Below are 23243 nucleotides of genomic sequence, written 5' to 3' on the forward strand. Positions count from 1 at the left end.
CTGCCCGGGTCGGCGCCAATAGCCCTGATCCCTGCCATGGTGCCAAAGTGGCTCCTGGTGCATAATCACAGGGGAACGAGCTCTGTCACCCGAGCGAGGAGGCACCAATGTCGATGCAGGACACTCCGGAAGATCGTCAGCCCGAGGAAACGCAAAGCGTCCCCCTGCCAGGATCGGAGAGGGCACCCGCTCCGGGCGTCCGGGACATTCTTGGTCCAGTCGATCCTTCGCGCCGGATCGAGGCAACGGTGGTCCTGCGGCGTCAGCAGGAAATGACCGACGTTCCCTCCGAAGCCCTCACTCGGGACGAACTATCGTCCCGCTACGGCGCATCGCCCGCAGACCTGGATCTGGCTGAACGCACTTTCGCCAAGCTGGGTCTCCACGTCGTGGAGGCGGACGCAGCGAGCCGCCGGATACGGCTCGCAGGAACCGTGGAGCGGATGAGCAGCATCTTCGGGACGTCCCTTGACGAGCTGACGAGCCGAAGCCCGGACGGCACCGCTGTCACTCACCGGCACCGCACGGGAGGACTACAAATCCCTGCAGCCCTCGACGGCGTCGTAGTCGCCGTCCTCGGCCTTGACGACCGCCCGCAGGCCCGGGCCCAGTTCCGCGCCATTCCGCTGGCCGCTGCCGGTACCAGCTACACCCCGCCCCAGCTGGGAAAAATCTACAACTTCCCCGAGGGAACGGACGGGACCGGCCAATCCGTTGCCATCATCGAACTGGGCGGCGGCTACGGGCAGCAAGACCTTGACGCTTACTTCCAGGGCCTGGGCATGGCCACGCCGAGCGTCACCGCGGTGGGAGTCGACGGCGGCGCGAACCAGCCCGGGCAGGATCCGGCGGGCGCCGACGGGGAAGTCCTGCTCGACATCGAGGTAGTCGGCGCCTTGGCGCCAAAGGCCAACATTGTGGTCTACTTCGCTCCCAACACCGATGCCGGGTTCCTGGATGCGATAGCCGCTGCCTCCCATGCAAGTCCGGCGCCCGCCGCGATCAGCATTAGTTGGGGCCAAAGCGAAGACGCGTGGACAGCCCAAGCCCGGACGGCTTTCGACCAGGCCCTGGCGGACGCCGCGGCCCTCGGAGTGACGGTGACCGCCGCTGCCGGGGACAACGGCAGTGCCGACGGCGCAACGGACAACAAGGATCATGCCGATTTCCCGGCGTCGAGCCCGCATGTGCTGGCCTGCGGCGGCACCCGCCTTCAGGCAGACGCCGCAACAGGGGTCATCAGAGCGGAAACCGTCTGGAACGACGGCCCGAACTCCGCCACTGGCGGCGGCTTCAGCGATGTCTTTCCGGTTCCGTCCTGGCAATCGGGCATCTCGGGGCCCGCCAAGCACAAGCCTGCACCCGCGAAAGCCGGAAGGGGCGTTCCCGATGTCAGCGGCGTTGCCGACCCGCAAACCGGTTACAAGGTGCGCGTCGACGGGAAAGACATGGTGATCGGGGGAACCAGTGCGGTCGCCCCGCTCTGGGCGGCCCTGGTCGCCCGCCTTGCGCAGGCAACTAATCGGCGCTACGGGCTGATCCAACCCCTGCTCTACCAAAACGGTACCCACCCGGCGTCGGGTTTCCATGACATCACCGTCGGTTCCAACGGAAGCTACCACGCCGGAACCGGCTGGGATCCCTGCACTGGGCTGGGGAGTCCGGACGGCAACGCGCTCCTTGCCTTGCTGCAAGCCACGCCGTAGGAGGGCTGCCGGAACTCCCATAGTGCCGCAAAATCCCGCCGCCCCAGCTGGGTTGTTTCGGTAGAATTATTGGTGTCCTTTTCAACCTCAGGTTTCAAAGGAGGCTACACAATGGCTGGATACTTTGAGCTGATCGACGGACCCGACGATGGGTACAGGGTTGCATTACGAGATGGCGACGGCGACATCTTGGCAACGTCTACAACATTTGCCACCAAGCAGTTGGCTGTCCGCGGGATATCCACCCTCAGGGAGATCGCAGGAACGGCCCTGATCAAGGACAGAAGCCACGGCCGGTGGACCCCGTCCCTTGAGCGACAGGCCCACCGCATGCATCTGCTCCATCAACCGGCATGGCGGAAACATGAAGTGAGGAACACCGCAGGCCGCTTGTAGCCCAGTGAGAGCGCGGCTTCCAGGCCGTCCGGCAGGCAAATCCACACAGCAGTCCCATAGGCACTCCTGTTCTGGGTCCCATGTGAGTCGCACGGGACGCGGTAACCGGTGTCGGAAATCCGTCCGGCACCGGTTATTCGTGGCTCTGCGGCCCGGAAAACGGCACGCCCATGCCGGCGTTGGATGCCCCAGCCCAGCCGGAGCGGATACGATGGACGATGGCTGGCTGTGGTCCCCGTACGCCACAAGCTATGAAGCCTTATCAATGAATAGGAGACACCCGTGTCAGATGCCCAGCAGATCACCCTCATCGTCGATGGCGAAGAGACAAAGGTGACGGAAGGGACCACCGGCGCGGAACTCTTCTTTGAGCGCCGCGACGTCGTAGTGGCCCGTGTCGACGGCGAACTCAAGGACCTTGACCAGGTGCTGCCTGAGGGCTCCCAGGTCGACGGCATCACCATCGACTCGCCGGACGGCCTGAATGTCCTGCGCCATTCCACCGCGCACGTCATGGCCCAGGCCGTGCAGCAGCTTCGACCGGACGCCAAACTCGGAATCGGGCCCTACATCACCGACGGCTTCTACTTCGACTTCGACGTTGCCGAGCCATTCACTCCCGAAGACCTGCGCCAGCTCGAGAAGATGATGCAGAAGATCATCAACCAGAACCAGAAGTTCGTGCGCCGCGTCGTCACCGAAGACGAAGCCCGCGAAGCCATGAAGGGCGAGCCCTACAAGCTGGAACTGCTGGGCAAGAAGAACGATGCCTCCGACGCCGGTGAGGGCGTCAACGTGGAGGTGGGCGCCGGGGACATCACCATCTACGACAATGTAGACCGCAAGAGCGGTGAGAGCGTCTGGTGCGATCTTTGCCGCGGCCCTCACCTGCCCAACACCAAGCTGATCTCCAACGCCTTCGCCCTGACCCGTTCTTCGGCGGCATACTGGCTCGGCAACCAAAACAACCAGCAGCTGCAGCGTATCTACGGCACCGCCTGGCCCACCAAGGATGCGCTGAAGGCCTACCAGGAGCGCATCGCCGAGGCCGAACGCCGCGATCACCGCAAGCTCGGCGCGGAGCTGGACCTGTTTTCCTTCCCGGATGAGCTGGGCTCCGGCCTGCCGGTGTTCCACCCCAAGGGCGGAATCATCCGCAAGGCCATGGAGGACTATTCGCGCCAGCGTCACGTGGACGCGGGCTACGAATTCGTCTATACCCCGCACATCACCAAGGGACACCTCTACGAGGTTTCCGGCCACCTTGATTGGTACAAGGACGGCATGTTCCCGGCGATGCACATCGACGCGGAGCACAACGAGGACGGCACCGTGCGCAAGCCCGGCCAGGACTACTACCTGAAGCCGATGAACTGCCCCATGCACAACCTCATCTTCCGTTCGCGCGGCCGCTCCTACCGGGAACTGCCCCTCCGGCTCTTCGAGTTCGGCTCTGTGTACCGCTACGAGAAATCCGGTGTTGTCCACGGGTTGACCCGCGTGCGCGGCATGACACAGGACGACGCCCACATATATTGCACCCGGGAGCAGATGAAGGATGAGCTCACCACAACCCTGAACTTTGTACTCGGCCTGCTCAAGGACTACGGACTGGACGACTTCTACCTTGAACTGTCCACCAAGAACGAAGACAAGTTCGTCGGCGACGATGCCACTTGGGAGGAAGCCACCCGCACCTTGGCCGAAGTAGCCGAGGCCTCGGGACTGGAGCTGGTTCCGGATCCGGGTGGAGCCGCGTTCTACGGTCCCAAGATCTCCGTGCAGGCCAAGGATGCGTTGGGCCGCACTTGGCAGATGTCCACGATCCAGTTGGACTTCAACCTGCCTGAGCGGTTCGAGCTGGAATTCCAGGCTGCGGACGGCACCCGCCAGCGTCCGGTCATGATCCACCGAGCTTTGTTCGGCTCGGTGGAGCGTTTCATGGGCGTGCTGACCGAGCACTATGCGGGCGCGTTCCCGGCGTGGCTCTCTCCCGTGCAGGTGGTTGGCATTCCGGTGGCGGAGGCGTTCAACGACTACATGTTCGACGTCGTCGACCAACTCAAGGCCGCGGGCATCCGTGCCGAGGTGGACATTTCCTCGGACCGGTTCCCGAAGAAGATCCGCACCGCTAGCAAGGACAAGATTCCCTTCGTCCTCATTGCCGGCGGAGACGACGCGGAGGCCGGTGCGGTGTCCTTCCGCTTCCGTGACGGCAGCCAGGACAACGGTGTCCCCGTTGCCGAGGCCGTCCGAAGGATTGTGGACGCCGTCAAGAACCGCGAGAGCTGATCCGGGCCGAGGGCGCCTGGGGCGAAAAGAGTGCAGGAGAACACGGGCGTGACAGCTGACTATCCGGGCGATGCCGAAGTGACCGACGACTTCAGCCTGGCAGGTGTTCCTGACGCCTTCCAGCGCCTGTGGACTCCGCACCGCATGGCGTACATCAAAGGCGGGCAGAACCAGTTCAGCGACGACGATTGCCCGTTCTGCGTGGCCCCGAGCCGCCCGGACAAGGAATCCCTGATCGTCCACCGCGGCAAGACCTGCTACGTGGTGCTCAACCTGTTCCCGTACAACCCGGGCCACTTACTCGTATGCCCGTACCGCCACGTGCCGGACTACACGGACATCACGGTGGAGGAAACGGCCGAAATGGCAGAGCTTACGCAGACCGCTATGCGCGTACTGCGCAAGGTGTCCAACCCGAGCGGCTTCAACTTGGGCATGAACCAAGGCGTGGCCGGCGGGGCGGGAATCGCCGCCCACCTGCACCAGCACGTGGTTCCGCGTTGGGGCGGGGACGGAAACTTCTTCCCGATCATCGCCCAGACGAAGGCCGTCACCCAGACCCTTGGCGAGGTCCGCCAGCAAGTGGCGGACGCGTGGCCGGGGGAGACGGAGCTGTCCGGGGAGACGGATGCTTAATCGGCATGCCCGCGGGTTCTTCACCGGGCTGTTCTCGCCCCTTGCCCGCTTCCTGCTCAAGGTGGGGGTATCGCCCGACGCCGTCACCGTCGTCGGGACTGCAGGCGTAATCCTGGGCGCCTTGGTCCTGTACCCCGTAGGCCAGCTCTGGTGGGGTTCGCTGATGATTGCCGTTTTCGCACTGTCGGACGTCGTGGACGGCATCATGGCGAGGGAACAGGGACGCAGCGGTCCGTGGGGAAATTTCCTGGATTCCACACTGGACCGATTGGCGGACGGCGCCATTTTCGCCGGCGTGGCAATCTGGTTCTTCACCGGCGGCGCAAACAGCACCATCGCCGTAGCGGCCCTTGCCTGCCTGGTGCTCGGGATGGTGGTTTCCTACGCCCGCGCGAAGGCAGAATCGCTGGGCTTCTACGCCAATGTCGGCATCGCCGAGCGTGCGGAACGCCTCATTTCCGTGCTCCTCGTCACCGGCCTGACCGGATTGGGTTTGCCTCCTGTCGTCCTGCTGGTGACCCTTGTCGTTCTCGCCGCCGCCACAGGCGTGACAGTCGTCCAAAGGATGGCGGCGGTCCGCGAACAGGCGATGGCCGACGTCGACGGCGGGACGCCCGCCTAAGCGGCGATGTGCCCCTTGGCGGGCCGTGCATTTGGCCGCCGTGGGCCAAGCCGTGTTGTTCATTCCCTCGTGTCGGTCAAGCCGTGTTGTTCATTCCCTGTGGTGCACTCTGAGTGATTTATGTCCGGGTGGGTTTATGTTCGGTTGGGTCTGAAGTAGTGGTTGCGGCGGGGTGTTTGGCGCGGGTCGATGTGGGCTGGTGGTTTGAACCATGGCGTGCCGGAGTCCGTTGTGATGGGCCATTGTTCTTTGTGGATGACGTGGTGGTGGTGGCTGCATAAGAGGATGCCGTTGTCTGTTCCGGTGGTTCCGTCTTGTGACCAGTAGGTGATGTGGTGGGCTTCGCACCAGGGTGCGGGGAAGGTGCAGCCTTGGTCGCGGGCGATGATGGCTTTGCGGATGTGGGGCGGGAAGATCCGGGTGGTGCGTCCGATGTCCAGGACGCGGCTGTCGCTGCCCAGCAGGACCGGGATGATGTCGGCGTCGCAGGCGACTTTGCGGATGACTGTGGGGTGGATGGGGCCTTGGAAGGTGCATGTACCGGTGCTCTGGCGTGTGCCGGCCGTGGCGCCGCAATGGTCTTGGACCTGTCCGGGGTGTTCGGCGTGTCCGGTGTGTTGGAGGCGGGCGAGGAGGTCTTGGTAGTCGATGGTGACCATCACTTGGGGCCGGAGTCCGCCGTTGGCGGGCAGGTCCCCGGTGGTCAGGGCTACCCCGCATGCCCCGGCAAGCCCGTCAAGGAGTTTCTGCGGGCGTGAGCGGCGGTCGAGCGACGGCTGGGGAACGGCGTCGCTTGGCGCGTCGCCGGGTCCCTTGCCCGCCCTCTCGCCGGGCCCGTCGCCGGGCCTGTCGGGTTGGTGCTGGAGGCGGGGGTTAGTGGCGGTGTTCATGACGGTGGCGAGGGTTTCGAACTGTTCGGCGGTGGCGAAGATTTCAAGGTGGTGCAGCCCGCGCCGTGGTTTGCGGATGAAGGCGCCTTGGCGGTGGTGGAGTTCTTCTTCGCTGGGTTCGGGTCCGTCCTGGTCGATGGCGTCGGTCCAGTGTTTGGACATCCGGGCCACGAAATCGGGATCGCTCTCCAGGGCGTTCCGGGTCAGGGAGTGTTCGATATGCAGGGTGGTTTCGGCGTCGGCGAGGTGCCGTACCCGGTCGAGGGCGAGGCTGATGAGCGTGGCTGAGCGGGACGGAACGCTCCCCGAGGCAAGTGCCTGGGCGAGGATCGGGTGCCGTGCGGGGAGTTCCTGCCCGGCGATCCCGGTCTGGGGGAGCACGCCGGAGGCGAGGGTGAGGCGGCGCCTGGCTTCGCCGGTGCTGATCCGCAGCCGGGCGCGGAGGAATTCGGCGGTGTTCCGGTAGCCGTCGTCGACCGGATTCAACGCCGGGACTGCCTGTTCTGACGCGGCCGGGTCGGGCTCGGTCCAGCCGGTCCTCCACCCGGGCGCCGCGGATGGCTACCGTGCCGCCCGGGCCTCGTTCCGTGTCCGGTCCACGGCCTGGGCCGCAACGAGCTGCAGGAATTCCACCGTCCGTGAGATCTCCTCGACCTTCCCGGCGAAATCAGCAGCTTCCTGGAATCCAAACAAACGGGCCTTGGAGAGCGCGGTTGAGCGCAGCCCATCCATCGCCGCCACCACCGGATCAAGACCACCCACCAGGGGCGGCACGGCAGCCGCGGCCGGGTTCTGGAACTGGGCCCTGTCCTGGAACTGGGCCCTGTCTTGGAACTGGGCCTGTTTTTGGAACTGGGCATGCCGGGCACCGACGGGCTTCAAGCGCCGGGACACGGGCCGCCGCGGCGCGATCCCGCCATCAGGCGGCGCGATCCCGCCATCAGGCGGCGCGATCCCGCCATCAGGCGGCGCGATCCCGGCGTTGGGCGGGGCTGCCCGACGTGCCACGAGTTGTCCGATGCCTTCCATGAATAAACCCTGTCATGGGGGTCTGACATTTAAGGCTCCCGCATTGCCCCTCGGCAAAGGAAAGCGAAACAGGGAAAAACCCGCAAAAAATCAAGTGCCAAGCTCCCAATGAACTCGGATCGCCCCGGCGATCGGGCCCGCGCCCCCCGTACGCAAGCGCGCCGCGCACGAGGCGGGTAACCAAGTACAACCGGCGCAGCGCAGGGGACTAGTATTGAAGGTACTTGGTCAATGTGACCTGGAAATCCGGTGCGCGTTGTGTGTGGCCCCTGTCCGCCTGCGCCCCGGCCAAGGTCTTCTATCTACCCATAGGGGTTTTTGTGTCTACACCTGATGTAAGCAACGAAGCCGGTTCGTCCGCAGCCAGCGTTACGGGCAGCAGCCGCGTCAAGCGCGGTATGGCCGAGATGCTCAAGGGCGGCGTCATCATGGACGTCGTCAACGTCGAGCAGGCCCGCATCGCCGAAGATGCCGGTGCCGTGGCCGTCATGGCGCTCGAGCGCGTGCCCGCCGACATCCGCGCCCAGGGCGGCGTATCCCGCATGTCGGACCCGGACATGATCGACCAGATCATCGCCGCCGTGTCCATCCCCGTCATGGCCAAGGCCCGCATCGGCCACTTCGTCGAAGCCCAGGTCCTGCAGTCCTTGGGCGTTGACTACATCGACGAGTCCGAGGTCCTCACCCCGGCCGACTACGCCCACCACATCGACAAGTGGAACTTCACCGTGCCCTTCGTCTGCGGTGCCACCAACCTCGGCGAGGCTCTGCGCCGCATCAACGAAGGCGCGGCCATGATCCGCTCCAAGGGTGAAGCCGGCACCGGGGACGTCTCCAACGCCACCACCCACATGCGCCAGATCCGCGCCCAGATCAAGAACCTGACCTCGCTGCCCGAGGACGAGCTCTACGTCGCGGCCAAGGAACTGCAGGCCCCGTACGAACTCGTCAAGGAAGTCGCCGCCACCGGCAAGCTCCCCGTTGTCCTGTTCACCGCCGGCGGCATCGCCACCCCGGCCGACGCCGCCATGATGATGCAGCTCGGCGCGGACGGCGTGTTCGTCGGTTCGGGCATCTTCAAGTCCGGCAACCCGGCCCAGCGTGCCGCCGCCGTCGTGAAGGCCACCACCTTCTACGACGACCCCGACGTCATCGCCAAGGTCTCCCGCGGCCTGGGCGAAGCCATGGTAGGCATCAACGTCGAGGAAATCCCCGAACCCCACCGCCTCGCAGAACGCGGCTGGTAAACCGGCGTTTTGGGGCCCCGGTCGGCGGAATCCTCTGCGCGCTATTCCCCGCTGAGGCCGCTTCGCGGCGAGCGGGGCCCCTTTTACGCACGCTGCCGGACCAGGGCCTGCCTGCATAGTGCGGCCTAGCACGACGCCGGTCGGTCACCTTTCAAACGATGGTGACCGGCCGGCGTCGTACTTTAACTCCATCGATTGCCGAGCAACGGTCGTTTTCACGGCTCAAAACGGCGCTTACGGAGCAATCGATGACGGGATCACTCGAGACCGCGGCGCTTGAGGAGTGGCTCCAAGGAGGCGTCGCGGCCCCGGAGTATGCGGAAGGACTCAAGCGGGTCCCGGCTGTTGCCGCGGGAGAGGAGTTCCGAGCGGAATCGCTCGCCGTTTTGGCGCAGCAGGCCGCCGGTTTCCGTGAACCAGTCCACCGTTTCGGCGTCCAGCACCTCACTCCAGATGTACGAGTAGTACCCGGCTGCGTAGAAGTCCCCGGCAAAGATGTGCTGGAAGTACCCTGTGCGGTACCGGGGCGGTATGAGGGAGTGCGCCACTCCGGCCGCAGCCAGTGCCTTGGCTTCGAAGTCCTTTGCATCCTGGGGAACTCCGTCGACGTCCAGGACATGCCAGGCCAGGTCCAAAAGGGCGGCGCCGAGGTATTCCGTGGTGGCGAAACCCTCGCCCCAGAGCCTGGAGTCGTTAAGGCGTTCAATGATGTCGTGGGGGAGCGGTTCACCGGTAGCGTAGTGGCGGGCATAATTGCCGATAATCCCGGGCCACATGATCCACATCTCGTTGACCTGTGACGGATACTCCACGAAGTCCCGGGGGACCGACGTTCCGGAAAACCGTGGATACGTGACGTTGGAGAATAGCCCGTGCAAGGCGTGGCCGAACTCGTGGAAAGCGGTCCGGACCTCGTCCAGGGTGAGAAGGGTCGGTTCTCCGGCTGGTGGTTTGGAGATGTTCAGGTTGTTGATCACCACGGGCTTCGTACCCAGCAGCGCTGACTGTTCGACGAGCGAGTTCATCCAGGCGCCGCCGCGCTTGGTGTCCCTCGCGTAGTAGTCGCCCAGGAAAAGGCCAAGCTCGGAGCCGTCCTCGTTTCGTACCTCCCAGACCCGGACGTCGGGGTGGTAGCCCTCAAGGTCTTCCCGCTCATGGAAAGTGATACCGAAGAGGCTCGTGGCTGCGAAGAACACGCCGTCCGCGAGCACCCGGTCCAGTTCGAAGTAGGGCCGTAGCGCCTGTTCGTCCACCTCGTACCGTTCCCGCCGGACCTTCGAGGAGTAGTACGCCCAGTCCCATGCTTCCAGCGGGTGCCCGGCACTCTGCGCAAGTGCTGCTGCTTCGATGTCCGCGTTGCGGATTGCGGCCGGAGCGAGCCGGTTGAGCATCGCCTGGACGGCTGCGAAGTCGGGCGCGGTCTGGCGGTCGATCACTAGTTCGGCGTAGTTGCCGAACCCGAGAAGGGCCGCCTTCTCGGCCCTCAAGCGCACCATCGTCTTCGCAAGCTCGAGGACGTCCAGCCGGCCGCCGTCGCTACCCCTCGCAATGGAGGCCTCATGCAGGCGGCGGCGGAGCTCGCGGTTTTGCAAAGAGGCCAAGGCCGGCTGGTTGCTCGGCTGGATGAGGGTCAGAAGGTATTTTCCATCGTGTCCGGCCGCGCGTGCTGCCTCTGCGGCGCTGGCGATGTCGTCCGCTGGCAGGCCGGCAAGTTCCGTGGCGTCATCCACCAGGAGTGCGCCGTCTTTCATTGCTTCCTTGACGCGCTGCCCGTACTCCGTTCCCAAGCGGGACAGTTCCGCATTGAGGTCCTTGAGCTTCTCCTGGGCAGCTGGATCAAGCTGGATCCCCGATTGGCGGAATTCCCTGAGGTACTCCTGCACCAGCCGGAGGGATTCGTCATCAAGCCCCGAGGTATCTATGGCCGCGAATCGCTCGTACAGTCCGCGGTTGAGGTACACCGCGTCCTGATGACTCGCGAAACGGGGAGCCAGCTCGGTTTCGAGTTCGCGGATACCCTCGGAGGCATGGGCGGAAACCAGTGTGAAGAAGGGTGCCGCCGCCCGCTCCAACAGGCGGCCGGAACGTTCCATCGCAACCGCCGTGTTTTCGAAGGATGCAGGCTCCGGATTGTCCACAATCGATTGGATTTCGGCCAGGTGCCCAGCGAGGCCGGCGTCCACTGCCTCGGCGTAGTGGCTGTCCTGGATTGTTGCGAAGGGCGGCAATCCGAAGGGAAGGGTACTCGGCTCCAAGAGGGGATTCGTCATGAAGCAACCCTTTCATGGAGGACCGGCGCCCACAACGGTCTTAGCGCGGTCGCCGCCCGCTTGCGCGGTCGCCGCTCGTTAGCGCGGTCGTCGCTCGTTAGCGCGGTCGCCGTGCGGCATGCTCGCGCGCGAGGCGGGCGAAGTCGTCGTCGGGCGTTCCGGGGACGAAAGCACCGTACTTGCGTTCGACGGCGGTCCTGATCAGGAAATCGGCGATCGCGGGATTCTTGGGCAGCAAGGAACCGTGCAGGTAACTGGCAACCACGTTCCGGTGCCTGGCGCCCTCATGGTTGTCCTTGCTGTTGTTACCGGCACCCTTGGACACAGTGCCGAGGGGCTCGACGCCGGAACCCAGCGAGGTCTGTCCGCTGTGGTTTTCGTAGCCCATGACTTCGCCGAACTCAGGTGAGGTCAGCGTGACGTTTCCGATGAGGCGTTCATCGGTGCCGACGGTTTCGACATCCAGGATGCCGATGCCCGGGATGACGGGACCGGCCTTGGTCTTGAAAAACTTTCCGAAAAGCTGATAGAGCCCGCAGATAACCAGCATGGGCGTTCCGTCTTCGGCCATGCCGCGGAGCTGGTCTCCACGTGCCTGGAGATCGTCCTGGATGACTATTTGCCCGCTGTCCTGGCCCCCGCCGCCCACAATGAGATCGACATCCTCGGGGAAGTCGTCGCCCACGTTGTATTCGAGGAGCTCGGGGGTGTACCCGTGCCAGAGCAAGCGCTGCCGCAAGACGAGTGCGTTGCCCCAGTCGCCGTAGATGTTCATATCGCGCGGATACAGCTGCAGCACCCGGATGGTGCCCTTGCTGGCATGGAGGGCGGTGTCTTCGGCCGGGGTCATGAGACCACCTCTACTGTGGTGATTTTGGAGAGTTCGCGCCGGATTGCCAACATCGCGGTGTAGGTGCAGAACACGCGTTTCGGCTTGCCCGCCGCTCCCCGGATGAATTCAGCCAGGGCAGCCGGAATGTCCGTGTCCACGGAACCGAAGCGGACCTCGTCATACTGGAGGCGCAGGGCCATGTCGTAGGCACGGACGCCGGTCACGACATCGACGCCGTCCTCGCGCAGGGATTCGAATTCAACGTCCCACAGCCAGGACATGTCACGGCCGTCAGCGTAGTTGTCGTTGATGGCGATCATGGACGCGTAGCCCTTCGCCGGGAACGACTTCAGGCCCAGCCGGAAACCGCTCGGGTTTTTCACGAGGACCAACTCAAGGGGCTGGCCATCCACCGTCAGGCTCTCGCCGCGGCCGAAAGCCGGAGCCACCTCGGAAAGCGCCTTGACCAGCTTGGCGGCGTCGCCGGGCCTTCCGCTTGCACCGGTGATGGTCCTGGCCAGCACCAAAGCGGCCGCGGCATTGAAGATGTTGTACACGCCGCGGAGTTTCATGTGCGTTGACACTTGCGTTCCGTCGAACTCGAAATCGGCGTCGTCGGTACCGACCCGGCGGAGCACGACGTCGGCCGCTTCGACGGCGGGAACGTCCACCTGAGTGCCGGTTCCCGGAGCCGCGGTCCGCATATCGTCGTCGTTCGGGAACGTGCTGCGGAGCGACTCATCCAAGCCGAAGTAGAGCACCTCGGGGCCGTTGACGGTTCCGGCGATACGGGCGACGCGGGGGTCCTCCCGGTTCAGGACCACCGTGCCGGTGGTCCGCTGGGCAATGCGTTGGAGAAGCAGGGCGGTGGCGTCGATCTCACCGAAACGGTCCAGTTGATCGCGCAGGACGTTGAGCAGAAGGCAATAACGCGGTGGCACCTTGTTCACGAAGTGCACAGCGTGCGCCTCGTCGAGTTCCAACACCGCGACGTCGGCGTCCAAGTTGCCGCGCCAGTCCACCTCCCCCAGGAGGGCGGCTGCCACGCCACGGGTGAAATTGCTGCCGGTCCGGTTGGTGAAGACCTTCAGGCCCTGGCTTTCCAGGAGCTCCACGACCATCTTGGTGGTGGTCGTCTTACCGTTGGTCCCGCTCACCACGGCAACTCCGTGGGGGAGCGAGGACAGCGTCCTCTGCATGAAGCCGGGGTCGATCTTCTCGACCACGAGGCCGGGCAAAGCCGAACCCCCGCCGCGCAGCCGGGACACAGCGCGGACCAGCTTGCCGAGTGGAACGGTGAACGAAAACATGCTCTGTAATATATCCCAGTTGGTGCATAAGCCACGTGCCGAATGCGTTCCAGGGGCCTGCTGGGCGAGCCCTGCGGCAGCAGCGCATTATGATGGTCGAATGACCAATCCCCCTTCCGAGGCGTCATCGAGCGTGGGCTCGGGCCTGCGAATCGGCGTCCTCGCACTACAAGGCGATTTCCGCGAACACATCCACGCCGTCGAAGCGGCCGGTGCTACCGGCGTCGGCATCCGGCGTCCGGCGGAGCTCGACGACATTGACGGCCTCATCATCCCCGGCGGCGAGTCCACCACCATCGACAAGCTGGCGCGCATCTTCGAACTCGCCGATCCCATCCGCAAACAGATCGCGTCCGGACTGCCGGTCTATGGATCGTGCGCCGGCATGATCCTCCTCGCGGAGGACATCGCCGATCCCGCCACCGACCTCGCCGGAAATCCGCAGCAGACTTTCGGCGGATTGGACATCACCGTCCGTCGCAACGCGTTCGGCCGGCAGCGCGAGTCCTTCGAAACCGACCTTGACTTCAAGGGCCTTGAGTTCAGCGCGGGAGAGTCGGGAGTCGAACCCGTCCACGCGGTCTTCATCCGGGGACCGTGGGTGGAACGCGTCGGTCCGGGCGTCGAGATCCTGGCCCAGGTGGAACCGGGAAAAGCCACCCACACGGACACTTTGCACGGGTTGGCTAGAATTGTTGCAGTGCGCTCAGGTCGGTTGCTGGCCACCTCCTTCCACCCGGAAGTGACTGGGGAGAAGCGCGTGCATGAACTGTTTATCCGAATGATCAGAGGGGAAGTTTAAAGCATGTCAGGCCACTCCAAATGGGCGACAACCAAGCACAAGAAGGCCATCCTCGATAGCCGCCGGGCCAAGTCGTTCGCGAAACTGATCAAGAACATCGAAGTCGCAGCCCGCATGGGCGGTCCGGACCTTGCCGGCAACCCCAGCCTGGAACTGGCTGTCACCAAAGCCAAGAAGACCTCGGTCCCCGCCGACAACATCGACCGCGCCATCAAGCGCGGAGCCGGCCTGACCGGCGAAGTGGTCGACTACACGGAAATCATGTACGAAGCCCGTGGCCCGCAGGGTTCCGCCCTCCTGATCGAGTGCCTCACCGACAACAAGAACCGTGCGGCCTCGGAAGTCCGGCTGGCCATCTCCCGCAACGGCGGCACCATCGCCGACCCCGGCTCCGTGAGCTACCTCTTCACCCGCAAGGGCGTCGTCAACCTCCCCAAGAACGGGCTCAGCGAGGACGACATCCTGATGGCCGTGCTCGACGCCGGCGCCGAGGAAGTCAAGGACAACGGCGAGAACTGGGAAATCCACTCGGAACCCACGGACCTCCCGGCCATCCGCGAAGCCCTGAAGGAAGCCGGCATCGAATACGACACGGACGAAGCTGAATTCGTCCCGTCCATGGAGGTGCCTCTGGACCTGGACGGTGCCAGGAAGTTCATGAAGCTCGTCGACGCCCTTGAGGATCTCGACGACGTCCAGAACGTTTACACCAACGCGGACATGAGCGAGGAAGTCCAGGCTGCGCTCGAATCCGAGTAGTGGTTCCTTGGGACATAGCCTGAGCACAATAGGGGAGGCCCGGACTTGACTCTTCGCGTATTGGGAGTCGATCCGGGCCTCACCCGTTGCGGCATCGGAGTGGTCGACGTCGAACGGAACAGGCGCGCCACCATGGTGGCCGTCTGCGTCGTTGGAACCTCCCCTGAACAGTCTTTGGACCAACGCTTGCTGGTCATCGCCGAGGCCATTGATGAATGGCTGGACTTGTACAAGCCCGACGTCCTCGCAGTGGAACGGGTCTTCTCCCAGTTGAACGTCAGTACGGTCATGGGCGTTGCCCAGGCATCCGGCGTCGTCATTGCGGCGGCGGCCCGTCGCGGCATCCCGGTGGCGCTCCACACGCCGTCGGAGGTCAAGGCAGCCGTTACGGGAAGCGGTACTTCCAACAAGGAAGCGGTGACGAAACTCATCACCAAAATCCTGCGCTTGGACGCCCCGCCCCGCCCGGCCGATGCCGCGGACGCGTTGGCCCTCGCCGTCACGCACGCGTGGCGGGCCGGCAGCGGCACCGCCATTTCTACTACTGGTCCGGGGAGCAGCGCCTTGACGCCTGCCCAGCGGGCGTGGGCTGAAGCCGAAGCGAAAGCGCGCCGCGCCCGCTAATTGTCGGTTGCCCTTGCTAGGGTATTCGTAGATATGTTCGGATAGCCCCCGCGTGCTACATACAAGTTGTTACATACGAGTGCAGCAAGCGCGGGGACAGTACTCAGGAGCCGGGTCTTGATCAGTTTTCTCCGCGGAACCGTGGCACACGTCAGTCTCTCCACGGCCGTCATCGACCTCAACGGCGCCGGAATGAGCGTCTACGCCACACCCCAAACGCTCAGCCACTTGCACGTAGGCGAGGAAGCGAAGCTGTTCACCTCGTTGATCGTCCGGGAGGATTCCCTGACGCTCTTTGGTTTCTCGAACGACGACGAGCGGGAAGTTTTCGATGTCCTGCTCAGCGTGAGCGGGGTGGGGCCGCGCCTGGCCCTCGCAGTGCTGGCCGTCCATGAGCCAGAGGCGATCCGGGTGGCCGCCCACTCAGGTGACGCCAAGTCATTTACCAAGGTCCCCGGCATCGGGCCGAAGGTGGCCGGCAGGATTGTCCTTGAGCTTGCCGGCAAGCTCGTGCCTCACGGTACAGCCCCCGGAGCCGCCCCCGCCGTCGCGGCCGAGTCCGTCTGGAAACCACAGGTGGTCGCTGCCATGACGAGCCTTGGATGGTCGGAGAAGGACGCCTCCGGCAGCATCGAGAAGGCAATGGCCGATTCCCCGGAACTTGCCGACGCCGGCAACGTCGCCCAGATCCTGCGTGCAACCCTTCGCTGGCTTGGGCAGGATGGCGCCCGCGCCGGAAACCGCGTAGGCAGCCGTGGCTGAGCAGTCCCTCGTTACCGGGGGAGAGGAACCCGAAGAGCGCATTATCGAGGCCGCGCTGCGCCCGAAGAACCTGCACGACTTCGTGGGCCAGCACCGCGTCCGGAAACAACTCGCGCTGGTGCTCGAAGCCTCAAGGATGCGTGGCCGGAGCGCGGACCACGTCCTTCTTTCCGGCCCTCCGGGGTTGGGCAAGACCACGCTCTCCATGATCATCGCGGCCGAGATGAACGCTCCCTTGCGTATCAGCAGCGGACCGGCCATCCAGCATGCCGGTGACCTGGCCGCCATCCTCTCCTCGCTTTCGGAGGGCGAAGTCCTGTTCCTCGACGAAATCCACCGGATGTCCCGCCCCGCAGAGGAAATGCTGTACATGGCCATGGAAGACTTCCGGGTGGACATTGTGGTGGGCAAGGGTGCCGGCGCAACTGCCATTCCGCTTGAGTTGCCGCCTTTCACCCTCGTCGGGGCCACCACAAGGGCCGGACTCCTCCCTGGACCGCTGCGTGACCGCTTTGGTTTTACCGGGCATCTGGAGTTCTATTCCGTGGCGGAGCTTGAACTGGTTCTACGCCGCTCAGCCGGACTGCTTGACCTCAAGGTCAACTCCGCCGGCTTCAGCGAGATAGCCGGCCGTTCCAGGGGAACTCCGCGTATCGCCAACCGGCTGCTTCGCCGCGTCCGGGACTGGGCTTTGGTCCACGGTATCGAACAAATCGATGCCCGTGCCGCCTCGGCCGCACTGGACATGTATGAGGTGGACCAGCGGGGATTGGACCGCCTGGACCGTGCAGTACTGGAAGCACTGATCCTCAAGTTCAACGGCGGTCCCGTAGGGCTTTCAACGCTGGCAATTGCCGTCGGGGAGGAACCGGAGACCGTGGAAACGGTCGCTGAGCCGTATCTGGTGCGCGAAGGTCTTTTGGGCCGGACGCCGCGCGGCAGGATCGCGATGGCGTCAGCATGGACGCACCTCGGATACGCCGTGCCGCCCGGGGTGTTCGGGCAGGATCCGCTGGCGTTGTTCGAGGACAGCGAAAACGGGGCCGAAAGCATCGACACCGGCCGTTAGCACGATCCATTCAGCTTAACCCTCTAGACTGGTATGACACTCGGCACGTACGAGTCCTTGGTTCTGTGCCCGCCCGTCGGAGCATTGCGCGGCCAGGTGGGCGAAAGCTCCACGGCCGCCGGATCCACCGGGCAGACATGGCCGTGAAACCAAAAACGTAAGTAAAGAACGGAACTTCCCTGTGGATCCAATGACAATCCTGCTGTTCGCCATGCTCGGCGTCTTCATCTTCATGATGTTCCGCCGCAACAAGAAGACCCAGCAGCAGCAAGCCCAGCTGCAGTCTCAGTTTGCCCCCGGCGTTGAGGTCATGACCAGTTTCGGCCTGTTCGGCCGAATCGTCGAGATGGACGACGCTGAGAACAAGGTTGTCCTTGAACTGTCTCCGGGCAACCTCGCCACGGTGCATCGCCAGGCCGTTACCAAGATCGTTGAGCCCGTCGCGGAAGCCCCGGTTGACGTTCCGGACGACGCGTCGTCGCTGACGGTCGCTGATGCCGAGGCGTCGGCATCCCCGGAAACTCCGGAGGAAACCCTCAGGCGCCTCAATGACGAGGGCAAGAAGGACAGCTAGCCCGTGCCCGCTCTACAAGCGGGAATAGCTCTACGGCAATGAATCGCCGCCGGCCTGCGCTACCGTGCGGGCCGGCGGCTGTTCCGTCATCAACAGGAAGATCGAACATGGCACGAACCGGCCACAAAAATGCAGCCCGCAGGGTGCTGATCTGGCTTGTCGCAATATTCGCTGTACTGACAGCAGTCCTCGGGGGCGGCGTCATCACCGGTCATGCGAGCTGGGCTCCAAAGCTCGCGCTTGACCTCGAGGGCGGAACGCAAATGATTCTTGCGCCCAAGGTTGAAGGATCCACCGGCATCAACGAAGAACAGTTGAACCAAGCCGTGGCAATTATCCGCCAGCGCGTTGACAGTTCAGGCGTTGCCGAGGCTGAAATCACCACGCAGTCCGGCCGTAACGTCGTGGTGAGCCTTCCCGGGACGCCAAGTTCGGAAACGCGTGCCTTGATCCAGGCATCTGCCGACATGAACTTCCGTCCGGTGATCACCACCGGGGACCCCGCGCCCGTTCCGGCAGCCTCGCGGACGCCGGACGCAAGCCTGCCGAAGCCCACGGCTGCGCCGACCAACGCGAGCGACAGCAACTGGGTGACGGCTGACGTCTACAAGGCCTTCGAGGCCCTGGACTGCGTCCATCCTTCCCAGGACAAGCAGCCGCGGTCAGATCCCGCCAAGCCGCTGGTGACTTGCGAGCCCGCAACGGCCACGACTCCTGCAGTCAAGTACATCCTTGGCCCGGTCGAGGTAAAGGGCCAGGACATCGTGTCTTCCTCCTTCGATCCCGTCCAGGGCGCACAGGGCTCGGTGACCAATGCGTGGGGCGTCACTATCACGTTCGATGCCAACGCCACCAAGACCTTCAAGGACGTCACCCAGAGGCTCAACCAGTTCTACGTAGCGTCTCAGGCACAGGGCGGCAACGACCCCAAGGCCCAGTTCGCCATCGTCCTGGATGACCAGGTCATTTCCGCTCCGCGCGCCCTCGCCGTCATCACCGATGGCAAGCCGCAGATCACGGGTAACTTCACGCAGGCATCGGCACAGGCCTTGTCCGACCAGCTTCGCTACGGCGCTTTGCCCATCAGCTTCGACATCCAGTCGGAGGAGCAGATTTCCGCCACCCTCGGAGGCGAGCAGCTGCGCCTTGGCCTGATGGCCGGTGTGATCGGTCTCCTGCTTGTCGTGGTCTATTCACTCTTCCAGTACCGGGCCCTGGGCTTCGTCACGATTCTCTCCCTCGTGGTGGCCGGCGGACTGACCTACCTCGCCATCGCGATCCTTGGCTGGACCGAGAACTACCGGCTGTCCCTCGCTGGTGTGGCTGGCCTCATCGTGGCCATTGGTCAGACAGCCGACTCGTTCATCGTGTACTTCGAACGCATCCGTGACGAACTTCGTGAGGGCAAGGGGCTCGTGTCCGCCGTCGAGAACGGTTGGAAGCGCGCTAAGCGGACGGTCCTTGCATCCAAGGCCGTCAACCTGCTTGCCGCCGTGGTCTTGTACTTCGTCGCCGTTGGAAACGTCCGCGGCTTCGCCTTCACCCTTGGCCTCACCGCTGTCGCAGACCTCCTGGTCGTGTTCATGTTCACGCACCCCACGCTCCAGGTGCTTGCCCGGACCAAGTTCTTCGGGGAGGGCCACCGCTTCTCCGGCCTCGACCCTGAGCGCTTGGGCGCCGTGCCCCTGTACCGGGGTGCCGGCCGGCTCCGCACGCCAGCCGAGAAGCCCGCCGTCGTGCGCGCCCGCAATACCGGTGCCGCCGCGGAAGCCGAGCGCCGCATGACTATCGCCGAACGTCGCCTTGCCGAGAAGCAAGCCCAGCTCGCTGGTTCTTCCAACGGCACCAAGGAGGAGAAGTAATGACCACGAGCTTCGCAAAGTTCGGCAACGAGCTCTACACGGGCAAGCGCTCTTACAACTTCGTATCCAGCAAGAAGATCTGGTTCATCATCGCCGCAGTCGCGGTGGCGATCTCCATCCTCCTTCCGGTGGCTAAGGGCGGATACAACCTCGGAATCGACTTCCGCGGCGGTTCCGAGTTCACGGTTTCCAACGTGAAGACCACCGATTCCGCCCCTGGTGAGAAAGCTGTCCACGACGTCGTACCCGGCGCTGTTCCGCGCGTCACCAACGTCGCCGGCAACACCATGCGTATCCAGACCGACAAACTGAGCGATGACCAGACCGTCAAGCTCAAAGCGGATCTCGCAAAGGTTTACGGCGTCACCGAAAGCCAGGTCACCTCGACCTTCATTGGCCCCACTTGGGGGCAGGACGTCACCAAGCAGGCCCTCATTGGCCTAGCGGTGTTCGTAGGCCTGGCCGCCCTTCTGATGGCCTTGTACTTCCGGACCTGGAAGATGTCGGTTTCTGCCCTGGCGGGCATGCTGGTCACGATGTTCTGCACGGCCGGGGTCTACTCCTTGAGCGATTTCGAGGTGACCCCGTCGGCAATCATCGGCTTCCTGACAGTGCTCAGCTACTCCCTGTACGACACCGTGGTGGTTTTCGACAAGATCCGTGAAAACACCTCTGACATCACCACCTCCAGCCGCCGCACTTTCGCCGAAGAGGTCAACCTCGCGGTCAACCAGACCCTGGTGCGCTCCATCAACACCATGATGGTGGCCGTATTGCCCGTCGCCGCGATTCTCTTCATTGGCGCCGGACTCCTGGGCGCGGGCACGCTCCGCGACCTGTCCCTCGCGTTGTTCGTCGGCATCCTGATCGGTACCGCGGCGACGATCTTCATCGCGGCTCCGCTCTACGCCTGGCTGCGCCAGAGCGAACCCGAGCTGCAGAAGCAGGCCAAGAAGGTGGCCGCCCGACGTGCGGCAGCCGCCAGCTCGGACGCTGAAACCGCCACCGTCTAGCCCGGTTTCCCGTAGAAGGGCCGGTCACCGCTGGATGCGGTGACCGGCCCTTCGGGTTTCCGGCTCCGTCATCTGGGTACCGGTTCTTGGACAGGTCGCCAGCGGGAATAGACTGGGAGAATTAAGTCAGTCGTGAGAGGTGCTTTTGTGGAGGAACGTACGACGTCGGCGCCGCCGGCGGGCGGAAAGGACGGCCTGAACCGCGTGCCCGGCACCGCAACTCCATCTTCGGGCAGCACTGTTGACGGTGTGCCCGTGGACAGCCCGGGCGCGCGCCCGACGTTCCCCGGACGGCGCGAACGGACCCGCTCCAGGCTGGCGAAATTGACGGGTCGGGGCGCGAGCACCTATTCGCCCATCCTCGAACCGCTCCTGCGGACAGTCAGGGCGAACAACCCCAAGGAAGACCTCGATCTGATCCAGCGGGCCTTTACGGTCGCCGAGCGCAGCCACCAGGGCCAGAAGCGGAAAAGCGGCGATCCGTACATCACCCACCCCGTGGCAGTGGCCACGATCCTGGCCGAGCTGGGACTCACCGGCACCACCCTGGCCGCTGCCCTCTTGCACGACACCGTGGAGGACACTCCCTACACCCTCGCCGACCTGACGCGCGACTTCGGCCCGGAGGTCGCGATGCTCGTGGACGGTGTCACCAAGCTGGACAAGGTCCAGTTCGGTGAGGCTGCACAGTCCGAGACTGTCCGCAAGATGGTTGTGGCCATGGCCAAGGACATCCGGGTGCTGATGATCAAGCTTGCGGACCGGTTGCACAATGCGCGTACGTGGCGCTTCGTTTCCGCGGAATCGTCCTCCCGCAAAGCGCGTGAAACCCTCGAGATCTTTGCGCCGCTGGCCCACCGGCTCGGCATGAACACCATCAAATGGGAACTTGAGGATCTCTCCTTCGCTGCTCTGTACCCGAAGGTGTATGAAGAAATCGTCCGGATGGTGGGGGACCGCACTCCGGAGCGCGAGAAGAGCTTGAGCGTCATCCGCAACCAGATTGCCGAAGACCTCCGCGTTGCCCGGATCAAGGCCACGATCACGGGCCGGCCCAAGCATTATTACTCGATCTACCAGAAGATGATCGTCAGGGACAAGGACTTCGACGACATCAACGACCTCATGGGCGTGCGTGTCTTGGTGGACTCCGTCCGTGACTGTTACGCGGCTCTCGGTACTTTGCATTCGCGCTGGAACCCCCTGCCGGGGCGGTTCAAGGACTACATCGCCATGCCGAAGTTCAACATGTACCAGTCCTTGCACACCACGGTCATCGGACCCGGGGGAAAGCCCGTCGAGATCCAGATCCGTACCCACGAAATGCACCGCCGTGCCGAGTACGGTGTGGCGGCGCACTGGAAGTACAAGGACCAACCCAACCGGACCGCCGTAGGCCCGGGGAGCCCCAAGGACGGGGACATGGGCTGGTTGCGTTCTTTGGTCGACTGGCAGCAGGAAACTTCGGATCCCGGCGAGTTCCTGGACTCGCTGCGTTTTGAGATAAACGCCCGTGAGGTGTTCGTGTTCACCCCCAAGGGCGAGGTCATGGCCCTTCCCGCGGGGTCAACGCCGGTGGACTTCGCTTACGCGGTCCACACCGAGGTGGGTCACCGGACGATCGGTGCGCGCGTCAACGGCAAGCTCGTGCCGCTTAACAGCGAGCTCAATCACGGCGACTGGGTCGAGATCTTCACCTCCAAGGCCGAGGGCGCAGGACCTAGCCAAGACTGGCAGCACTTCGTCAAGAGCGCACGGGCGCGCAACAAGATCAGGCAGTGGTTCAGCAAGGAACGCCGCGAAGAGGCGATCGAGCGCGGCAAGGACCAGCTGACCCGGGCCATGCGCAAGCAGAACCTGCCCTTGCAGCGGCTCATGACGCACGACGCCCTGTCCACGGTGGCGGAGGAGTTCCACTACGTCGACATTTCCGGCCTGTATGCCGGTGTAGGCGATGGGCATACTTCGGCGCAGTCCGTCATGGAAAAACTCATGGAGCACCTTGGCGGCCATGAGACGCCTGACGAGGACCTGGACGAAGTCAGTATCCCCTCGCAACTGCAGAAGACCCGATACTCGGATTCCGGCGTCATTGTCCGCGGTGTGGGAGACGTCTGGGTGAAACTTGCCCGCTGCTGCACGCCCGTACCGCCCGATCCGATCCTCGGGTTCGTGACCCGGGGCTCGGGTGTGTCGGTGCACCGCACAGACTGTACGAATGTCTCGGATCTCAGGGACCAGCCAGACCGGATTGTCGAAGTCGAATGGGCTCCGACCCAATCCAGCGTCTTCCTGGTTGAGATCCAAGTGGAGGCGCTGGACCGGAAGTCGTTGCTCTCGGACGTTACCCGTGTGCTCTCGGAGAACCACGTCAACATCCTGGCTGCTTCAGTGCACACGTCGAGCGACCGGGTGGCCATTTCCCGCTTCGCTTTCGAAATGGGGGATCCGAAGTACCTGCACCATGTGCTCAGTGCAGTGCGCAGGATCGACGGCGTCTTCGACGTCTACAGGACCACGGGCAATCGCCGTAGAAGCTGAACCCTGA

20 protein-coding genes are annotated in these 23243 nt (G+C 64.0%); 15 read left to right on the forward strand and 5 right to left on the reverse strand.

Annotated features, from left to right (window positions below):
- Positions 1-107 precede the first annotated feature (107 nt).
- The 5 genes from J2S96_RS02540 to pgsA all read left to right on the forward strand — a co-directional run bounded on the left by J2S96_RS02540 (position 108) and on the right by pgsA (position 5652).
- Entirely contained in the window at positions 108-1706 is a 1599-nt protein-coding gene (locus J2S96_RS02540; RefSeq protein ID WP_306859568.1) for a S53 family peptidase, read from the forward strand.
- 111 nt (positions 1707-1817) lie between these two features.
- Positions 1818-2102 carry a YegP family protein gene (locus tag J2S96_RS02545; protein ID WP_306859569.1) on the forward strand — a complete coding sequence of 95 codons (285 nt, stop codon included), beginning with the start codon at positions 1818-1820 and terminating at the stop codon, positions 2100-2102.
- A 282-nt stretch (positions 2103-2384) separates the two neighbouring features.
- Entirely contained in the window at positions 2385-4394 is a 2010-nt protein-coding gene (thrS, locus tag J2S96_RS02550) for a threonine--tRNA ligase (protein ID WP_306859570.1), read from the forward strand.
- Between the two features lie 30 nt (positions 4395-4424).
- Positions 4425-5030 carry an HIT family protein gene (locus tag J2S96_RS02555; RefSeq protein ID WP_306859571.1) on the forward strand — a complete coding sequence of 202 codons (606 nt, stop codon included), beginning with the start codon at positions 4425-4427 and terminating at the stop codon, positions 5028-5030.
- The gene (gene pgsA, locus J2S96_RS02560) at positions 5023-5652 is read left to right on the forward strand and encodes a phosphatidylinositol phosphate synthase (RefSeq protein ID WP_306859573.1); all 630 of its coding nucleotides are present in this window, start codon (positions 5023-5025) and stop codon (positions 5650-5652) included. The genes J2S96_RS02555 and pgsA overlap by 8 nt, the downstream gene beginning before the upstream one ends.
- 134 nt (positions 5653-5786) lie before the next feature.
- On the opposite strand, the gene J2S96_RS02565 is transcribed toward pgsA, so the two are convergent.
- Both J2S96_RS02565 and J2S96_RS02570 read right to left on the reverse strand, forming a co-directional pair.
- A complete protein-coding gene (locus J2S96_RS02565) occupies positions 5787-7028 on the reverse strand; it encodes an HNH endonuclease (RefSeq protein WP_306859574.1) in 1242 nt (413 codons plus the stop codon).
- Between the two features lie 75 nt (positions 7029-7103).
- The gene (locus J2S96_RS02570; RefSeq protein ID WP_306859575.1) at positions 7104-7571 is read right to left on the reverse strand and encodes a hypothetical protein; all 468 of its coding nucleotides are present in this window, start codon (positions 7569-7571) and stop codon (positions 7104-7106) included.
- Positions 7572-7891: 320 nt separating this feature from the next.
- Between J2S96_RS02570 and pdxS the strand changes: the two genes are divergently transcribed.
- Positions 7892-8818, forward strand: a complete 927-nt coding sequence (gene pdxS, locus J2S96_RS02575; RefSeq protein ID WP_306859576.1) for a pyridoxal 5'-phosphate synthase lyase subunit PdxS — start codon at positions 7892-7894, stop codon at positions 8816-8818.
- A gap of 257 nt (positions 8819-9075) precedes the next feature.
- Here pdxS and J2S96_RS02580 read toward each other — a convergent pair whose 3' ends face one another.
- From J2S96_RS02580 to J2S96_RS02590, 3 genes are all read right to left on the reverse strand, one after another.
- Positions 9076-11088, reverse strand: a complete 2013-nt coding sequence (locus J2S96_RS02580) for a M3 family metallopeptidase (protein ID WP_306859577.1) — start codon at positions 11086-11088, stop codon at positions 9076-9078.
- A gap of 97 nt (positions 11089-11185) precedes the next feature.
- Positions 11186-11938 (reverse strand): type 1 glutamine amidotransferase, encoded by a 753-nt coding sequence (locus J2S96_RS02585; protein ID WP_306859578.1) that lies wholly within the window; start codon positions 11936-11938, stop codon positions 11186-11188.
- Positions 11935-13230, reverse strand: a complete 1296-nt coding sequence (locus J2S96_RS02590; protein ID WP_306859579.1) for a Mur ligase family protein — start codon at positions 13228-13230, stop codon at positions 11935-11937. The genes J2S96_RS02585 and J2S96_RS02590 overlap by 4 nt, the downstream gene beginning before the upstream one ends.
- Positions 13231-13330: 100 nt before the next feature.
- Here J2S96_RS02590 and pdxT point away from each other — a divergent pair, with 100 nt between their 5' ends.
- The 9 genes from pdxT to J2S96_RS02635 all read left to right on the forward strand — a co-directional run bounded on the left by pdxT (position 13331) and on the right by J2S96_RS02635 (position 23236).
- Positions 13331-14032 (forward strand): pyridoxal 5'-phosphate synthase glutaminase subunit PdxT, encoded by a 702-nt coding sequence (pdxT, locus tag J2S96_RS02595; RefSeq protein ID WP_306859580.1) that lies wholly within the window; start codon positions 13331-13333, stop codon positions 14030-14032.
- Positions 14033-14035: 3 nt separating this feature from the next.
- On the forward strand, positions 14036-14791 hold the full coding sequence (locus tag J2S96_RS02600; protein ID WP_306859581.1) for a YebC/PmpR family DNA-binding transcriptional regulator: 756 nt from the start codon (positions 14036-14038) through the stop codon (positions 14789-14791).
- A 45-nt stretch (positions 14792-14836) separates the two neighbouring features.
- Positions 14837-15415, forward strand: a complete 579-nt coding sequence (gene ruvC / locus J2S96_RS02605) for a crossover junction endodeoxyribonuclease RuvC (RefSeq protein ID WP_306859582.1) — start codon at positions 14837-14839, stop codon at positions 15413-15415.
- A 117-nt stretch (positions 15416-15532) separates the two neighbouring features.
- Entirely contained in the window at positions 15533-16177 is a 645-nt protein-coding gene (ruvA, locus tag J2S96_RS02610; protein WP_306859583.1) for a Holliday junction branch migration protein RuvA, read from the forward strand.
- The gene (gene ruvB / locus J2S96_RS02615; RefSeq protein ID WP_306859584.1) at positions 16170-17246 is read left to right on the forward strand and encodes a Holliday junction branch migration DNA helicase RuvB; all 1077 of its coding nucleotides are present in this window, start codon (positions 16170-16172) and stop codon (positions 17244-17246) included. Before ruvA ends, ruvB begins: the two co-directional genes overlap by 8 nt.
- 190 nt (positions 17247-17436) lie before the next feature.
- The gene (yajC, locus tag J2S96_RS02620) at positions 17437-17820 is read left to right on the forward strand and encodes a preprotein translocase subunit YajC (protein ID WP_306859890.1); all 384 of its coding nucleotides are present in this window, start codon (positions 17437-17439) and stop codon (positions 17818-17820) included.
- A 107-nt stretch (positions 17821-17927) separates the two neighbouring features.
- Positions 17928-19682: a protein translocase subunit SecD gene (gene secD, locus J2S96_RS02625; protein WP_306859585.1), complete on the forward strand. Its 1755-nt coding sequence runs from the start codon at positions 17928-17930 to the stop codon at positions 19680-19682.
- Entirely contained in the window at positions 19682-20695 is a 1014-nt protein-coding gene (gene secF / locus J2S96_RS02630) for a protein translocase subunit SecF (RefSeq protein WP_306859586.1), read from the forward strand. The genes secD and secF overlap by 1 nt, the downstream gene beginning before the upstream one ends.
- A 147-nt stretch (positions 20696-20842) precedes the next feature.
- Positions 20843-23236 carry a RelA/SpoT family protein gene (locus J2S96_RS02635; RefSeq protein ID WP_306859892.1) on the forward strand — a complete coding sequence of 798 codons (2394 nt, stop codon included), beginning with the start codon at positions 20843-20845 and terminating at the stop codon, positions 23234-23236.
- The last annotated feature ends 7 nt before the right edge of the window (positions 23237-23243 follow it).

The sequence above is a fragment of the Arthrobacter bambusae genome (genome assembly GCF_030812595.1).
GTDB lineage: Bacteria > Actinomycetota > Actinomycetes > Actinomycetales > Micrococcaceae > Arthrobacter > Arthrobacter bambusae_B.

Excerpts from the sequence above, each read along its gene's own strand:
- J2S96_RS02585 (WP_306859578.1), bottom strand. The coding sequence starts at position 11,938 with ATGACCCCGGCCGAAGACACCGCCCTCCATGCCAGCAAGGGCACCATC.
- J2S96_RS02570 (WP_306859575.1), bottom strand. The coding sequence starts at position 7,571 with ATGGAAGGCATCGGACAACTCGTGGCACGTCGGGCAGCCCCGCCCAAC.
- secF (WP_306859586.1), top strand. The coding sequence starts at position 19,682 with ATGACCACGAGCTTCGCAAAGTTCGGCAACGAGCTCTACACGGGCAAG.
- J2S96_RS02590 (WP_306859579.1), bottom strand. The coding sequence starts at position 13,230 with ATGTTTTCGTTCACCGTTCCACTCGGCAAGCTGGTCCGCGCTGTGTCC.
- yajC (WP_306859890.1), top strand. The coding sequence starts at position 17,437 with ATGACAATCCTGCTGTTCGCCATGCTCGGCGTCTTCATCTTCATGATG.
- J2S96_RS02580 (WP_306859577.1), bottom strand. The coding sequence starts at position 11,088 with ATGACGAATCCCCTCTTGGAGCCGAGTACCCTTCCCTTCGGATTGCCG.
- J2S96_RS02545 (WP_306859569.1), top strand. The coding sequence starts at position 1,818 with ATGGCTGGATACTTTGAGCTGATCGACGGACCCGACGATGGGTACAGG.
- pgsA (WP_306859573.1), top strand. The coding sequence starts at position 5,023 with ATGCTTAATCGGCATGCCCGCGGGTTCTTCACCGGGCTGTTCTCGCCC.
- J2S96_RS02540 (WP_306859568.1), top strand. The coding sequence starts at position 108 with ATGTCGATGCAGGACACTCCGGAAGATCGTCAGCCCGAGGAAACGCAA.
- pdxT (WP_306859580.1), top strand. The coding sequence starts at position 13,331 with ATGACCAATCCCCCTTCCGAGGCGTCATCGAGCGTGGGCTCGGGCCTG.
- J2S96_RS02600 (WP_306859581.1), top strand. The coding sequence starts at position 14,036 with ATGTCAGGCCACTCCAAATGGGCGACAACCAAGCACAAGAAGGCCATC.
- secD (WP_306859585.1), top strand. The coding sequence starts at position 17,928 with ATGGCACGAACCGGCCACAAAAATGCAGCCCGCAGGGTGCTGATCTGG.